Origin of the sequence: Cupriavidus necator A5-1 (assembly GCF_000744095.1) — a bacterium.
GTDB lineage: Bacteria > Pseudomonadota > Gammaproteobacteria > Burkholderiales > Burkholderiaceae > Cupriavidus > Cupriavidus necator_A.
Genome location: NZ_JQLI01000008.1, coordinates 2,166,767 through 2,183,336 on the forward strand (window position 1 = coordinate 2,166,767; position 16,570 = coordinate 2,183,336).

Here is a 16,570-nt window from a genome sequence, read left to right on the forward strand (position 1 = left end):
AATTCGGATGGCTGCAGCCGTAGATCACTATGGAGTTCCATGAGAATCGCGGTGGCCACCCGTCAAAACCCATCAGGCAAGGCGCGGCTCGCTAAACACCGAGCCGGAAGCGATTGGCTAGCTCTTCCACGATCGATGCCTGCAGCCTGTCGCGAGATATCTTGAGCGGATCGCGATCTGCGGTCGATGCCATCCAGCGCTTGAAGTCGACGAACGCGGCTGGACTGATCGTCGTCATCCGCGCCATCCTTCCGGTCACGGAAATGATGGGCGCAGAGAATGGAGGCGACCCCAACAGGACATTTGCGCGTCGCGCCTGGACTGCCCAGAGGTCGTCTTCATCGTCGGTCAGCTGGAGCGGATGGGGGGCAAGATCGGCGGCCTCGCGACGCAGGATGTCCACCTCGAAGCCCTTTGCGTTCACTGCCGTAAAAAGTTGATCATCCCGAATCGTAGAGCAAAGCAATTCTGTCACTCCGGAATCTCCCTGGAAGCCGCGCTGTATATAGAGGCCCGGGCGGCGAATTGACACATTTACTTCCACTCGGAAGGGATGGAATAGTGTCACTTCGCATGGGTTCGCAGGAAATTTGTCACTTCACCTCCGAGACGCCGATGTCCGCCAGTAAGACTTTGATGTTATGGAATTTTTCGACGCGTGGCGGAGACGGAAGCGCGTCTCCGGGCTGCGCCGAGTGCATCGGTGCGAAGCTCTCGGTTCACGCTCAGGTGTTGTTATCGATGGCCCTGGAGGAGCGAGCTTGGGATGGACCTTCCCGCCACATAACGAGGCGTATCAAGGCCGCTGAGCTGTTCCGAGTCTGCAAGGCGCATAGCGGCGCGTGCCAAACAGAGGGGGACGACGATGCAAATAAACCATTGCGCGTTCCATATTGACACCCCGCGTGGCTTCGCCCGGTGGCACTTTCACTTCGCTTTCGGTAGGGCCTTGATTTTTTTGGTTTTTTCTCTATCGACTTCGTGGGGCCAGGCGAAGTGACAGTTTTACCTACGAAGTTGTGACAACTTTTAGTTTGGACTACGTCTAGGCGTCACGGTATTGGCTATCAGCAGAGCCTACACCTGCACCGCTCTCGGATATTTTCCCGAAAGAATTGCTGAGAACGGTTTCATTGGGATCGCATTTACCAATGCATCGGCCAGTGTTACCGCGCCTGGCGGGTCAAAGCCTGTGCTTGGAACCAATCCGATTGCCATGTCAGTACCGGATGGAAGGGGCGGGATGGTGTTTCAGTTCGACCAGTGCACGAGCGCTGCAAACTTGCGTCATGTTCGCGAGGCCGCTCAAAGGTCCGAGCCTATTCCGCAGGGCTGGGCGGTGTCGCCTCTCGGGGAGCCAACAACTAACGCGTCGGAAGCTCTTGCGGGCGCTCTTCTTCCCGCAGGCGGCGCCAGGGGGTTTGGCATCGGATTGATGTCGGAGGTGCTTGCGTCTTTCTTTACAAATTCTGCAATGTCGCTCGACACTGAGAGCCTGCAAACAGTCTATGGCCCGCCTCACGGGTTAGGGGTCTTCTGCATACTGCTCGATCCAACAGCGGTCGCGGGGGATCATTTCTGGCACAAGCTTGGCAGGCTGAAGGAAGCAATCGACTCTCAGTCGGGAACACGTCTACCAGGCACGAAACAGCGAGCACAAGAATGCGTGACAGTGGACCGTGCAATGTGGGAGAAGGCTCAATCTCTCGCCGAGTCGCGCTTCGATAACCACGCCGGCTGAATCGCTTCCTCTCTTGAGCACATACTGCCCACCGAGTGCTGGTCGTCCTCAAACGAGCTAGCATGCGACAACCTACCTTTGAGCAGATGACCGCTAATCGAGGCAGCCATCTGCTTCATCGCTCTCGACGTTAGGCCGCGTTCGGTTTTTGCGCGGCGCCACGAAGAGCCAATGACTGGCCGCGCTCAGTTGTACCCCAACCAGGCAATGTTTGCCACATCGGGTCGGTCGCTCGAATTTTCCATAAGAACTTCTGATGGCTTCCTACATACACCGTTCGTTAGCGGGTTGACCGAAGCTGTCCGGCTTGTCGAATCGTCCGAGGGTCGTACGTTACTACGGGGTGCGTTGCCAAAAGGCGTGACGAGATTCATTGCTACTCCTATGAATGAATTTTCATATTCCCATTCACCTGAACAATAGGCAAAAAGGCCGGGATACGGCGGAAAAACGACGACCCCGGTGGGTGCCATGTGCCAATAACATGTAAAGCGTGCGGCTGATGCGACGGCGAGATCACCCTCGCAATAACCGGCAACGTCAACACCCAAAACTCTTGATGCCGTCGGCTTAGTTGGATTACGCCCGCTAGAGACGACTCAGCCGTTGAATGACTGTTCGCCGAACATCATCATGTCGAGACCATCTCCGCCTCGAATCATTGGCCATACATTTTCGGTCGGGTCCACTTTAATATCGAGAAAGACCGTTCGCTTTCTCTCAGAAAGCGCCTCACGTAAAGCCGGCTCGACGTCGGCTTCAGTGGAAACAGTATGTCCGATATGCCCATAGGCTTTGGCCAAGGCGGCGAAGTCTGGTAGTGCTTCCAAGTATGAGTGACTATATCGCTGCTCATACTCGACGTGTTGTAACTGTCGCACCATTCCAAGATATCCGTTGTTCAGTGAGACGATCTTCACTGGCAGCTCGTACTGCTTGCAGGTGGATAGTTCCTGAATACACATCTGAATGGAGCCGTCTCCCGTGATGGCAATGACCTCGCGTTCGGGGAAGGCGCGTTTTGCTCCCATGGCGTAGGGAAGACCTACCCCCATGGTGCCGAGCCCTCCGGAATTGAGCCATTGACGTGGCTGTCCGAACTGATAGTGTTGTGCTGCCCACATCTGATGCTGGCCGACATCCGAGCAAACAATGGCGTTCTCTGGTGCGATTCGGCAGAGTGTTTCGATCACGTATTGGGGTTTTATGGTCTTGCCGTCCCGCGTATAGGCCAGACAGTTCTTGGTTCGCCATTCAGAAATGCGCTCCCACCAAGCCGTTCTGCTGCTGGACGGCTCCTCGCTGTCCCTCCAGGACTCAATGAGGCGCTGCAAGATGCGCAGGGCATCTCCAACGATTGGCACTGTCGGTTTGACCCGCTTACCGATGCTTGTCGGGTCAATGTCAATGTGAATGATTTGCCTTGGGGACGAGCAGAAGTCTGCAACGTTGCCGATAACGCGGTCGTCAAATCGAGCGCCGACGGCAAGGAGTACATCGCACTCCTGCATCGCTCGGTTCGCCTCATAAGTGCCATGCATGCCGGGCATGCCAAGATTCCGGATGTCCTTTCCCGGGAAGGCGCCAAGCGCCATAAGCGTGGTGGTGACCGGCGCGTCGATCAAGGCTGCCAGCTTTCTCACCTCGGGGCTCGCTTGTGCAGACACGACACCGCCACCGATATAGAGATAGGGCCGTGCAGCGCGCTTCAGCAAGCGAACTGCCTGGCGGATTTGTCCTTCATGTCCAGCGACCGTAGGTCGATATGAACGAATGTCAGCTCGCTCAGGGTACTGAAATGGTCCTGTGCTGAGGGCTATATCCTTCGGAATGTCAACCAGCACCGGGCCGGGCCGGCCAGTACGCGCGAGGTAGAAAGCCTTTTTCAAAGTTTGAGGCAGGCTCGTCACGTCTGTCACGAGGAAATTGTGCTTCACAATGGGACGCGTAATGCCGACCGCATCGCACTCTTGAAAGGCGTCCTCGCCAATCATTGAGGTTGGCACATTCCCTGACAGGATCACCAGCGGTATCGAATCAAAGTAAGCCGTTGCGATGCCCGTCACAGCGTTGGTAACACCGGGGCCAGATGTCACGAGAGCGACGCCAACTTCTCCGGTTGCACGAGCATAGCCGTCCGCGGCATGTACCGCGGCTTGCTCATGACGCACGAGCAAATGCTGAAGGCTTGGTTGCTGTGCAATAGCGTCGTAGATCGGTAGAACGGCGCCGCCGGGATAACCCCAAACGCTTTGTACGCCCTCCGCCAACAACGCTTCTACAATCATCTCCGCACCACTCATCATGCGAGACGGCGAAGAAGTGCGGGAGTGAAAATCAGGAGAGGGACGGTTCATCGCGAGTGTGTCTTTGGATTTCAGGGCAAGGCAATGCTAAGCCCAGTTGATTCTAGGCGGCTCGTTACAGCATTGGTCGCTGAATTCGACTGTGAATGCCCAGCGTCTCAGCGCGTCATGCCGACGATACGAGGCTGGCCAGTGGAATATTCTGATTCGCTCAAAACCACGTGACGAAAGTAGCGCCGCGGTCGCAAGAAGGGCGCTTGTAGAGAGAACTCGTCGAGAGGACTTTCAGGAAGCCTATCGCTCATGCCTAACGGAAAGCCATCTATCCGCAATATGACCCTCTCGCTAGCCAGCGTCACGCAGCGTAAAAGACGTCAGAGGGCTTGAGGCTTGGTAGAGAAGGGCGAACGCTGAGCGCGCGGTCCTAACCTGACGTTCGCTAGCCCCTGCTTGTCTGAAGCTCAACCAATCCGAAGTTGATGGTGTCGAGGCCCGCTGTTCCGTTCTGGCAGGAAGCCACATCGCAGCAGATTGTGCTGGACCGATAACGACTTGCAGTCGAGTACGGTACGACATGCTGGGATTTCCCGCCTAGAATTTTGCCTATGAATACGCCAACTACACCCCTGCTCCAGGACGCGGTCGCTGCACAGCAAGTTGACCTCGATCCCATCGAAACCACCGAATGGCGCGAAGCGTTCATCGGACTGATTCAGGCATACGGCCCTGAACGCGGGAAGTACATCCTTGATGAGCTTGCTCGCCTGGCTCGGGACCAACGTGTCGGATGGCAGCCCAATCTAACGACGCCATATGTGAACACTATCAGCGTCGACGCGCAGCCGAAGTTCCCGGGCGACTTGGCCATTGAGGAGCGACTGGGATCTATGATGCGCTGGAATGCACTGGCAATGGTCGTTCGAGCTAACCAGGCATATGGCGAACTGGGTGGACACATCGCGAGTTATGCGAGCGCCGCGGATCTGTTTGAGACCGGCTTCAATCACTTTTTCCGCGCGGACGATCTGGTGTTCTTTCAGGCGCATAGTGCGCCGGGTGTCTATGCACGTGCCTTCCTCGAAGGCAGGTTGTCCGAAGCCGACCTGGCTCATTATCGACAGGAAATCGTTGGTCCTCGCAACGGCGCACGTGGCTTGTCCAGCTATCCGCATCCGTGGCTGATGCCGGATTTCTGGCAGTTTCCCACCGGCTCGATGGGCATCGGGCCCATCAGCTCTATCTACCACGCACGGTTTATGCGCTACCTTTCACATCGCGGCCTGCTGCAGTGTGACAACCGAACGGTCTGGGGCGTATTCGGCGATGGGGAAATGGATGAGCCGGAGTCCATGAGTGCGCTGACATTGGCGGCCCGTGAGAAACTGGATAACCTCGTGTGGGTCGTCAACTGCAACTTGCAGCGCCTGGATGGTCCGGTGCGGGGCAATGGCCGAATCATCGATGAACTCGAGCGGCTGTTTTCCGGTGCTGGTTGGAACGTTATCAAGCTGCTGTGGGGTAGCGACTGGGATGGCCTCTTTGCTCGCGACGCCAACGGTGCCTTGACGGAGGCCTTGGGCGACACCGTTGACGGTCAGATGCAAACCTTCGCGGCGAAGGATGGGCGTTTCAACCGTGAGCATTTCTTTGGGCAAAATCCGCAGCTTGCTTTGTTGGCGCAGGGTATGACCGACGAGCAGATCGACCGCTTGAAGAGAGGCGGCCACGATTTGGTCAAGATCTACGCCGCCTATGCTAAAGCGGCCGAACGAAATGGTCGGCCTACAGTCATCCTGGCTCATACGAAGAAGGGGTATGGCATGGGTGCGGCAGGCCAAGGCCGTATGACCACGCATTCGCAGAAGAAGCTCGATGATTCCCAGCTCATTGAGTTCAGGAACCGGTTCAATCTTCCGCTGACAGACGACCAGGCGACCTCTCTGACCTTCCTGAAACCCGATGCGGAGAGCGATGAGATGCGATACATGCGGTCGCGGCGGGCGGGGTTGGGCGGCGCTTTGCCCAAGCGCAATACACAGTGTAGTGTGGTTGCAAAACCTGCGCTGGCTTCGTACGCGCGTTTTGCGATTGAGGCCAACGGTAAAGAGATGAGCACGACGATGGCCTTCGTGCGCTTGCTCGGGCAGTTGCTGAAGGACAAGGAATTGGGTCCCCGCATCGTGCCAATCGTTGCTGATGAAGCACGCACCTTTGGAATGGCCAACCTCTTCAAGCAGGTGGGCATCTACAGCAGTGTGGGCCAACGGTACGACCCGGAAGATATCGGATCGGTATTGGCGTACCGAGAGGCGTTCAACGGCCAAATCTTGGAGGAGGGGATTAGTGAGGCTGGCGCGATTGCCAGCTGGACGGCTGCAGCGACGAGCTATAGCGTTCACGGCCTCGCTATGTTGCCGTTCTATATTTACTACTCCATGTTCGGCTTCCAGCGCATCGGAGATGCCATCTGGGCAGCTGCAGACCAGCGAGCTCGCGGATTCCTGCTTGGCGCTACCTCGGGGCGTACCACGTTGGGAGGAGAAGGTTTGCAGCACCAGGACGGAACCAGCCACTTGGTTGCCGCAACCATTCCCAATTGCAAGGCCTATGACCCCGCGTTTGCGGCAGAGATGGCCGTGATCGTTGACGCAGGCATTCGGGAAATGATGCTGGAGCAGCAAGACGTCTTCTACTACGTCACGCTGATGAATGAAAACTATGCGCAGCCTAACTTGTCCGCCGACGTCGAGGCTGCGATCTTGCGGGGATGCTACAAGTTCGACGATTGGCAGCGCCCCGATACAGCGTCTTCGACAGCTTCGGCCAGGCGGGTCACCCTGATGGGCTCGGGAGCCATCCTGACCGAAGTCATTAAGGCGGCACAGCAACTGGCTAGTGACGGCATCAATGTCTCGGTCTACAGCGTGACGAGTTGGAGTGAGCTGGCCCGTGATGGCGCCTTGCATCGCAAGCGGGAACTCCTAGGCGAGGCGAGCAATGAAATTCCGTTCCTCCAACTGCAACTGGAGCAGAGCGCGGGCCCGATTATTGCCGCAACAGACTATGTCCGCGCGGTGCCGGAGAGCGTCCGGGAATATGTGCCGACGGATCGCCGGTATCTGACTTTGGGAACCGATGGCTTTGGCCGAAGTGATACGCGCGGGGCTCTTCGCGAGTATTTCGGCGTTGATGCAGCATCGATTGTCCGGGCGGCTAAGCACTCGCTGGACTAGTTCTGCGCTATGGGGACCAAGCCCCGATCCTCACAATATTGCCGGTAGACGGCCAGCGAACGCCCCGCGAAACCAGCGAGAGGCGCTCGCTGGCCGACGCACTTCTGTGGCGCCCGTTGTCACGTCGGCCTCAGTCGCGGCGCACTGATGGCGATGCGTCGGTCAGGAGCGGCTATCCAGCTTTCCAGAGTCTGGATCCAGGTGGGTCATCCATCACAACTCGCTGGATCGGGCCGGCCATCGGCCTGTTCCCTGTCCTCACGCTCTTCACCGCAGGTGTCGTAAAGAGCTCAGCAGGTAGATGCGAGCCCGGTTCGCATTAGGTTGTCTCCCATAGCGCTACGTGGCGGGCCCTCCGCCTCACCTACCGAAACCGACTACCGCTAAGACGTGAATGTGTATCACAGGCCATCGCCTGAACGCTACCGGCAAACATCCTGGAGTTTCGTTGACACGGGGTGTAGTGCGTCGTATAGTTTTACGTATAGGAACACTGTACCGAATATCGGAACATATGACAACGAACCAATCTCTCGCACGCGGCTTGGAAATGTTGAGTGCGGTTGACGAAAGTGGGGAGCCGCTAGGCATACGTGAGCTCGCTCGACTGCTAGATATCAGCCCATCTATTGCCCAGCGGCTGGCCAATACCCTTGTCGACGCGGGATACCTTCATCAGGTCATTGAGACGCGCAAGTACCGCCTGGGCTATCGCGCATTGGCACTCGGTTCGGCCACGGCACGTAGCGACGTACTCCATATCACGGCGTCTGCCGAGTTGAAGGTTTTGGCTGAGACCCATCAACTCAACGGTTACTTGGGCGCGATTCAGCAGAACTCTGTGGTCTACCTTCATACCGTTCAAAGTAGCGGTCCTATCGCGATTCGTGCGGAAGCGGGGCAGCGTATTCCGGCTCACACTACGGCCATGGGCAAGTGTCTGGTCGCGGAACTTTCCGCCGAGCGGGCATCGCTTGTGCTCGGTCCGGGTCCCTATGCGGCACGCACCAAGCACTCCATCACCGGCGTGCGAGCATTGCAGAACGAACTCGACAACATTCGTCAGCGTGGATATGCGATTGCCGACGAGGAGAACGAAGTTGGCGTGGTATCCATCGGGACGGTGATCCGCAACAAGGACGGAGTTGCCGTGGCGGCCATTAGTGTTGCCTTCTTGAAGGCCCAGCGGGATCCCGAGGAATGGCCCGCCATCGCACAGCTTGTCGTCAGTGCTGCTCTGAGATGTTCCAAAGCACTCGGCTATTCATCCAATACCTTTGACCAAAGCGCTGCTGTCGACAGAAGTATCGCGGCAGCTAGATAAACTCAAACGGAGTGAGCAAGTAATGGAAAGCCTTCTGAACAAACCGCGCCTGGCCCAAATGGCCAAGGAAAAAGGCGTTGACGCCTTTATCGCCACGTCGCCTGAGAATGTTACCTACTCAAGCGGTTACTGGGCGCTCTCGCAATGGATTCGGCGCGGGCCACAAGTGTTTGTCGTGTTGCCGGCGAAAGATTTGGAGGGCTCGCGCGTCATCGCCCCCACATCGCTGCTCGATCAGCTTGTGGACCAGGAGGACGTGTGGATTAAAAACATCACTCGCTTCGGCTTCTTTCACGTGGACAAGGCGGAAGGTCCAATCACTGATGCCGACCGCCGTCTGCTGGAGCTATTTGACCTTCCCGATGAAAAGGATGGTCTCAACGCGCTGCTGAAGAGCTTGCGAAATGAGGGGTTGGACAAAGCGACCCTCGCCATCGACGAAATGGGCCTGATGCCGGGACAATGGGAGCGTCTCCAGCAAGAACTGCCCCAGGCCACGATCGTGCCGGCAACGAAGCTGTTCCGCGAGATTCGCGCCGTGAAGACGCCTGTGGAAATCGAGCGCCTGCGCATGGTGGCCACCATTGCAGAGCGCTCGGTGGATGCCGCATTGAAAGTGGCACGTGAAGGCATCACGGAAGTTGAGATGGCGCGCACGTTCCATGCCACGACCGTTCAGCATGACGCCACCCCGGTGCTCGGCTGTATCGGCTTCGGCGCGCGGTCGGCCATGCCCAATGTACATCCCTCGAATACTGCGCTGCGCAGGGGCGATGTGATCCGATTCGACGTGGGTGGCCGCTACCGACATTACCGTGCCGATATCGCTCGAATCGCTGTGTTTGGGGAGCCTGATCCCAAGATTGTCCGATACCACAAGGCGCTTCATGACGGCGTAATGGCCGCTTTCGAGGCGATCCGTCCCGGCGTCAAGGCCTCTAGGGTCTTCGAGATTGCAATGGAGGCAACGCGCGCGGCCGGGATTCCGCACTATTCGCGAAGCCACGTCGGCCATGGCATCGGCCTGGACGGGTATGACATGCCCGACCTGACGCCTAGCAATGACCAAATCATCGAGGAAGGCATGGTCATGTGCGTCGAAACGCCGTACTACGAGTTCGGTTGGTGTGGGCTGCAGGTCGAAAACACGATTGTGGTACGCGAGCGCGGCATCGAACTGCTGCACGATACGGACGGCAAGCTGCGGGTGCTGGCATGAGTAAAGCTGTGTCACTGCAGTGCTTGCGCTGCGGCACGCACTATCCGCCGGACTACAGGGAGCAGGGCTGTGCAGAGTGCGCCGGCGTGTTGGCCAGCAACCTGCGCGTCCAATACGATGCCGACACCGTGCGCGATTGGAACTTCAACACGGGAGAGCGCCGAACTCGCGGTCTGTGGCAATTCGCGGATATGTTACCGGTCGACGCAGAGCACGCGGTATCGCTGGGCGAGGGCGGGACGCCGCTCCTGGCCACGGCGCGCTTGGGCACATACATTGGCATCGCAAACCTGTACGTCAAGGATGAGACGCGGAATCCGACGCAGTCGTACAAGGATCGGGTGAGCACCGTAGCGGTCTCATATGCCAAACAGCTAGGCGCGCCTGTAGTAGCCACAGCATCGTCAGGGAATGCTGGGGCATCATTGGCGGCCTATGCTGCTCGTGCCGGGATACCTTGTGTTGTGGTCTCGATGAAAGGCGCGGCCGGTCCGATGATGACGCAAATCCGCAAGCTAGGCGCGCATCTGATCATGATGGCCGACAAGACTCAGCGCTGGCCGTTTCTTGCCGCTGGGGTGAAACGCCACAACTGGTTTGTGACTTCGCCTTATTCAGCGCCAGTGGTCGGGAGCACGCCAATCGGCATTGAAGGCTATAAGACGATCGCGTACGAGATTGTCCAAGACCTTGGTCGTGCGCCGGATTGGATGGCGATGCCGGTTTGCTATGGCGATGCCTTGTCTGGTATCTATCAGGGCTTCATGGACATGAAGAACGCTGGCGTCATCCAGCAGATACCTCGCTTCGTAGCAGCCGAGGCACATGGTTCGCTGAAGCAAGCCCTTGATAATGGTTCAGATATGGTGCCCGCTGCGACGGTCAAATACGATACGTTGGCCGCTTCGGTAGGGGCAGCGCAGAGCGCATTCCAGGCCCTGTATGCACTGCGTCAGTCAAATGGTGTGGCCGTGCCCGTGGACAACGATGGCCTGGTGAACTTGCAAGAACTCATTGCGGGCCAGGAGGGTATGCTTCTCGAGTTGGCCAGCGTGATGCCGTTCGTAGCGGTTCGTCGTCTCCGTGAAGCAGGAGTTATCTCCTCAAAGGACCTTGTTGTGTGTTTGGCGACTGGTTCTGGTCTCAAGGACACGGACAAATCAACGACCGCATGGTCCGAGATTCCTGTCTCCACGGTTGGGGTTGACGAGGTATTGGGGGCCACGATGGAGGCTCTACATCGGCGTTTTGTCGAGGCGTAAGTTTCGACGTCGGAGCCTGTCCAAGATAAGCGGTCATGTAGGTCGTATCAGGCTGGCTTGGAAAAGGATCAGACTAAGCAGGTGGAAGGGTGTCGCAGACCGGATGTTCTCCAGTCGCCTCCCTTCCATGCGCGGCTCGATTCCTTTCAGCTCGCCTGACGAAAGTGTGCGAGCAGCGGTGTCCCAGGCACAGCCCAGCTTTGGGCTTGGCAACTAAGCTGCTGCTGACAGCACTCTTGGCCGTTACCGATTTGTGAGCCTCCATTGGCTCAGATTACATATGCGCCAATTCTAGGCTTCTTTGCAGGGACGCGATGATGAACCTCGACGCCACCGATATTCGTATTCTGGATGAGCTTCAGCAAGATTGCGCTCTGACGAACGTCGAACTAGCGCGACGTGTTCATCTATCGCCATCCCCCTGTCTCGCCCGAGTTAAAGCCTTGGAGGCGGCAGGCGTTATTGAGCGCTATGTGGCCCTTGCCAGCGCTTCCGTCTTGGGGCTTGGGGTTAACGTCTTCATCTCGATTAGCTTAAAAGACCAAAGCAAAGCGTCGCTGACAGAGTTTGAGCGAAGAATAGCAGAGCACGATGAGGTGATGGAGTGCTATCTCATGACGGGGGATAGTGACTACTTGATTCGAATCGCGGTTGCCGACATGGCTGCCCTGGAGAGATTCATCCTCGAGCAACTGACTCCGATCGCGGGTATCGAAAAGATACGGTCTAGCTTCGCCCTCAAGCAGGTTCGCTATAAGACAGCCCTTCCGCTCCCCGTGAAGCGATAGGGTATCGATGCCGTTTGGCGTCTCAGGGGCGGGGATAGCTTACCCGATCCGATGCCAGATGCCATTCGCCGCCACACGCGCTCCCAAGGCGCCCAACGTGGATCAGGCTGGCCATCTGAATGGCCAGTAGCGGATCGTGGCGGCGCCTATGCCAGGCTTTGCGCTGCCATTTACGCAGCGCCCGCATACCAACCGCGCAGGTTGCCTGCATGTCACCGCCACGGCGTTGAAAAGGCCCCCTCGCCGCACCCAAGCGGGCGTAAAGCCCGCGCTTTCATGGGCTGCAGAGCCGGTATAGCGGCGCTCTAATAGTTCTGATCAGCAGGCGGACCAGTCGTCCGTGAATCGCTGCCAAAAGTGAATTCACCGCGACGAATCTAGGACGCCACTTCCGCTCGATTTGACCTCGGGGAAGTACGTACAGCCCCTTTCTTTCATTGACATGAAGGAGGGGCGCGCGTACTATTTTACATATAGGAACACTGTACCGATTATAGGAACGCGTGTCAAGCGGTTTGTTCCTGAGTCAACGGAGCTTCCTCGGACGATGGAGAGGCGCATGGATTGCTGAAAGGCATCCCTTTGTTTGAGCGGGATCCTCCGCTTAATGCGCTTCGGGCCATCGGCACACATTGCCAAATTCCCGGGATGAGCCCGCAGAAAGGCCAGGCGACAGTCTTCTATTCAGGCCTCCGCCAGACGTTTCGGGCTTACTAAGCCAGCTGTTCAAAATAGAGCGATCCCGACACATCCACTATTAAGGAGTGAAAATGATGACCCTGTTTCGATTCATCTTTCTTTTGGTCTTCTGTTTCGCAGGAACGGCTGTCAGCGCCCAAGATCGGTACCCGAATCGGCCCGTCATGCTAATCCTTGGCTATTCAGCGGGTGGCATTGGAGACGGTATCGCTCGCCAACTCGCCCAGTTCGCTCACGACCGCCGAGGCGCCACGATTGTGGTCGATTACAAGCCTGGCGCGGCCAGCACGATTGCAACAGCAGCGACGAAGCGTGCACCGGCTGATGGCTATACGCTGTCGCTGATGAGTCCGAGCGCAATGTTCGTTGTGCCGCACTTCCAGAAATTGTCTTATGACCCGACCAAGGACTTCAGTTATCTGGGGTTGGTAATGGCGCAGCCGTATCCGATGTTTGTTCTTGCGAACAGTCCGCTCCATACATGGGCTGATGTCTTGGCTTATGCGCGTGCCAATCCCGGAAAGTTCAAATGGGGCACCGCAGGGGCTAATACTCTCGGGCAGATTCTTGTCCAATCGGCCTTCTCGCGGGAGCGAGTCGATGCCACGACGGTTCCTTACAAGGGTGGCGCGGACGCGATCTCCGGTCTGTTGGGAGGGCATATCGATGCCGTCGTATCTAGCGACTTTGGCCCACTGCTTGCCTCCGGAAAAGTTCGTCTCATTGTCGAGACGGGCGAGCTTCGCGCCCAGCCGCAAGTCCCTACCCTGAAGGATCTTGGGTATCCGCTAGCGGTTTCTCTCAAATACGGTGTAATCGGCCCGGCAGGGCTCTCGCCGGAAGTTGTGAACTGGTGGAATTCGCTCCTCAAGGAATTCTCTGAATCGGCTGCCTATAAGGAGTTTGCCCGAAAGCAATACGGTATGGCGATCTATGGCTCGTCTTCCGTCGCAACGCGCTACGTCACGGAAAACTACGCGAGCGTCGGATCCGCCATCAAGACGCTCGGATTGAAGGCTGAAAATTAAACTCTGTTGGAGACTGGTGCTGCCGTTTGTTTAGTCGGCTCGCTATCAACGAGCGGCACATACAGCGGTTGCTGACGCAGCGGGTAGAAGAACCGTCAAATCTTCGACTAGATATATTCCCATCAGCAAGGATCTCGACTAGCTCGCGACACGCAAAATAGTGACGCGGCTTGGAGTCGGTCGTCCGTCAATCACGAAAAAACAGTTGCCAATCATGGAAAGCAACAATTTCGCCGCATACCGACTTGCTGCGTATGTGGAAGATGGCTACATCGACATTCATGAGCCTGTTTTACGGGAAGCAGCTCTAAAGTGTGTCCTCGATTTGCTTGGGGCTGCAGCAGCGGGCATAGATTCCTACGTGTCCAGGGGCGCTCAAGAGCTCGTTAAAGGACAGTTCGGACCGGGTCAGTGCGCCATTTGGTTCAAAGGAGAATCGACAAGCCTAGCGGGAGCGATCCTCGCGAACTCAACCACGGCTTCCGTGCTGGATCTGGATGATGGTCACCGAGCCGCGCGTGGTCACCCCGGCGCGGCAGTCATTCCAGCCGCTCTGGCGGCCGCTGAAAGTATAGGGGCAGGAGCCGACGCGTTTCTGGGTTCGGTCGTCGCCGGGTACGAGGTTGCAGTAAGGGCGGCAGCGGCTTCGGCGCCGGCGCGGATGGGATATGGCTACGGGTCTGGCCGGTGGACCGGCTACGGCGTTGTCGCAGCGTTGGGCCGATTGTTCAAGCTTCCAGCTGACCAGATCTGTCAGGCTTTTGCCATCGCTGGGGTACAGAGCCCCAACCTGACGGCGAACGGTAGTGCGGGCTACTCGGATCTAATGGGGAACGACGTCAAGGAAGCGATCCCTTGGTCCGCGGTAACGGCGTGCGCAGCCATCGAGCTAGCGCGGCATGGACTGAGCGGACCCGCGGACATTCTGGACCACCTGCCGCATTACAACCGGGACGTTGTGCTGAGGGATTTAGGCGCCACGCATGCCATTAAAGGCATCTATTTCAAACCGTACTCCAGCTGCCGGTATGTACATCCGGCGCTTGCAGGCTTTGAGTTAGTCGTGCAGGAGAGCAAGCTTGCCGCCGAAGAGATACAGGCCGTCAGGATCTACACCTTCCAGTGGGCGCTTGATATCGACAATCGTACGGACCCGCGCAATCTGACAGAGGTCCAGTACAGCATTCCCTACTGTATTGCACTTTCGGCGCTCGCCGGAAGCGCATGCATGTTGCCCATTACCGAAGCCGTACTCGGTCGGCAAGATGTGGTCGAGTTCGCAAAGAAAGTCCAACTGGTATTGGATCCTCAGCTGGAAGCGCGCTGCCCTGGCGAGACGCTTGCTCGGGTAGTAGTTGAAGGAAGAGGACAGACCTTCGAATCGCCCGTTACACCGCCACGCGGGGAGGCGACCAATCCGATGTCTTGGGGAGACTTGGTGGACAAGTTCTGCACCGCTACGGCCGCCGTACTCCCGGAAGTCCGCCAGCGCAGTCTGGTGAACGCTGTAGAGGGTCTTGGAAGTGGGGACATTTCGCCATTGCTGGATGTACTGCAGCAGCCGCTGTCCGCCGGATAACTAACTTAAGTAGTGATTTCTGCCTTTACGAAAGGAGGCTTGGTTTATTTTTATCTTTTTGAACTCGTCTAATCGCAGCCGCTTTCTGTGGCGAACATAAGAAGTCTCGTGGAGATTTAAAAATAGTTTCCGTGCAGGAAATGAGGAGGAGTATTCGTGAAATATAAGATTGGACTATTGGTTGGTGCAACAGTTGCCGCAGGAAATGCCTACGCGCAATCTAGCGTCACCCTGTATGGTGTTATCGACGCCGCTGTTCGTTACTCGACCAATCAGCCTTCAGCCAACGGCCCCAAAACATTGGTAGCCCTCAATGAAGGTGTTTTCAATGGTGGACGCTGGGGGCTGCGCGGCACAGAAGAACTCGGAGCCGGTAACAAGGCCATCTTCGCGCTGGAAAGCGGATTTAGCTACGATACAGGAAAGAGCGGCCAACAAGGACAGTTGTTTGGTCGGCAAGCTTGGGTCGGGATGTCGAATAGCTCGTTGGGCACGGTCAAGGTAGGTCGGCAGTACGGCTCCACCTACACTTTCATCGCGCAGGTCGACCCCATCAATACTGCAAATACGGCGGAGATCAGTTGGGAGACATCGCTAATTGGCCTTCGCTACGACAACACGATCGAATACACGAATAGGTGGGGAGGTTTTGGCGTAAACGCACAATACGCGCTGGGCGAACAGGCTGGAAACGCTTCCAGGGGGCGAACCATGCAGTTTGCATCGACCTACACGGCTGGTGGGCTCGTAGTGGGTGGTGCCGGTCAACAGTCTAGAGATGCCAACGGCCGTGATCTAACGCTTTGGACCGCCGGCGGGAAGTACAAGTTCGGCGACGTTACGATGCATGGCTACTACATCGACTCGCGCCGTGACGCCGGCTTTATCGTGGGAGCTAGCGGCACCAACGCGCCGCTGGCCAACACGAGCATCGGTAGTAACGCAAATACTGCGGCAGGGCCGAATACTCAAACCTCCGAGCGCCACGATCGAGCAGGAGTGTTCGGCTTGACCTATCAGCCATCGTCCGCATGGCGCTTTGTTGCTACATACATGCGCGACAACGTCGCCGGCGCGTCAAGGGGCGCATCGGGGCTTATTCAATCGGCTTACTTTGTCGCGATGTACAGCCTGTCCGCTCGTACGGATGTCTACCTGGAAGCGGATAGGAGTTGGCTGAGCGGGGCGTCTGTGACCGATCCGAATAGCCCATTGGGTCCCTTTGCTGGCGCCAGTACTCGCACCGGCGTCGCGCTAGGGATGCGCACTCGATTCTGAGCGCCACTGAACGCTCGTTCTGGTCCCGGCCAAGCAGCAGGGTTTACTCCGCTTTACTCGACAGCATTATGTCGGCGGTGGGCTCTTGGCCCCGCTCGGAACGGCTCGCCTTC

The 16,570-nt window shown here is 57.3% G+C and carries 10 protein-coding genes and 1 pseudogene; 9 read left to right on the plus strand and 2 right to left on the minus strand.

What is annotated here, in order from left to right:
- Positions 1–91: 91 nt before the first annotated feature.
- Entirely contained in the window at positions 92–475 is a 384-nt protein-coding gene (locus tag K307_RS34190) for a GSU2403 family nucleotidyltransferase fold protein (protein ID WP_230626240.1), read from the minus strand.
- Between the two features lie 582 nt (positions 476–1,057).
- Between K307_RS34190 and K307_RS34195 the strand changes: the two are divergent.
- Positions 1,058–1,741: pseudogene (locus K307_RS34195) on the plus strand (Ldh family oxidoreductase); the annotation flags it as partial.
- A gap of 599 nt (positions 1,742–2,340) precedes the next feature.
- On the opposite strand, the gene ilvB reads toward K307_RS34195, so the two are convergent.
- Positions 2,341–4,098 (minus strand): biosynthetic-type acetolactate synthase large subunit, encoded by a 1,758-nt coding sequence (gene ilvB, locus K307_RS34200; RefSeq protein ID WP_035828242.1) that lies wholly within the window; start codon positions 4,096–4,098, stop codon positions 2,341–2,343.
- A 554-nt stretch (positions 4,099–4,652) separates the two neighbouring features.
- On the opposite strand from ilvB, the gene mdeB reads away from it, so the two are divergent.
- From mdeB to K307_RS34240, 8 genes are all read left to right on the plus strand, one after another.
- Positions 4,653–7,280: an alpha-ketoglutarate dehydrogenase gene (gene mdeB / locus K307_RS34205; RefSeq protein WP_042885457.1), complete on the plus strand. Its 2,628-nt coding sequence runs from the start codon at positions 4,653–4,655 to the stop codon at positions 7,278–7,280.
- A gap of 514 nt (positions 7,281–7,794) precedes the next feature.
- On the plus strand, positions 7,795–8,604 hold the full coding sequence (locus tag K307_RS34210) for an IclR family transcriptional regulator (RefSeq protein ID WP_045238751.1): 810 nt from the start codon (positions 7,795–7,797) through the stop codon (positions 8,602–8,604).
- A gap of 22 nt (positions 8,605–8,626) precedes the next feature.
- Entirely contained in the window at positions 8,627–9,823 is a 1,197-nt protein-coding gene (locus tag K307_RS34215) for a M24 family metallopeptidase (RefSeq protein WP_080745310.1), read from the plus strand.
- A gap of 86 nt (positions 9,824–9,909) precedes the next feature.
- Positions 9,910–11,085 (plus strand): pyridoxal-phosphate dependent enzyme, encoded by a 1,176-nt coding sequence (locus K307_RS34220; RefSeq protein ID WP_196251633.1) that lies wholly within the window; start codon positions 9,910–9,912, stop codon positions 11,083–11,085.
- A gap of 317 nt (positions 11,086–11,402) precedes the next feature.
- Positions 11,403–11,873 (plus strand): Lrp/AsnC family transcriptional regulator, encoded by a 471-nt coding sequence (locus K307_RS34225; RefSeq protein WP_035828250.1) that lies wholly within the window; start codon positions 11,403–11,405, stop codon positions 11,871–11,873.
- 770 nt (positions 11,874–12,643) lie between these two features.
- Positions 12,644–13,600: a Bug family tripartite tricarboxylate transporter substrate binding protein gene (locus K307_RS34230; RefSeq protein WP_051591484.1), complete on the plus strand. Its 957-nt coding sequence runs from the start codon at positions 12,644–12,646 to the stop codon at positions 13,598–13,600.
- Between the two features lie 214 nt (positions 13,601–13,814).
- Positions 13,815–15,179 (plus strand): MmgE/PrpD family protein, encoded by a 1,365-nt coding sequence (locus tag K307_RS34235; RefSeq protein WP_042885458.1) that lies wholly within the window; start codon positions 13,815–13,817, stop codon positions 15,177–15,179.
- A gap of 156 nt (positions 15,180–15,335) precedes the next feature.
- The gene (locus K307_RS34240) at positions 15,336–16,457 is read left to right on the plus strand and encodes a porin (protein ID WP_042885459.1); all 1,122 of its coding nucleotides are present in this window, start codon (positions 15,336–15,338) and stop codon (positions 16,455–16,457) included.
- The last annotated feature ends 113 nt before the right edge of the window (positions 16,458–16,570 follow it).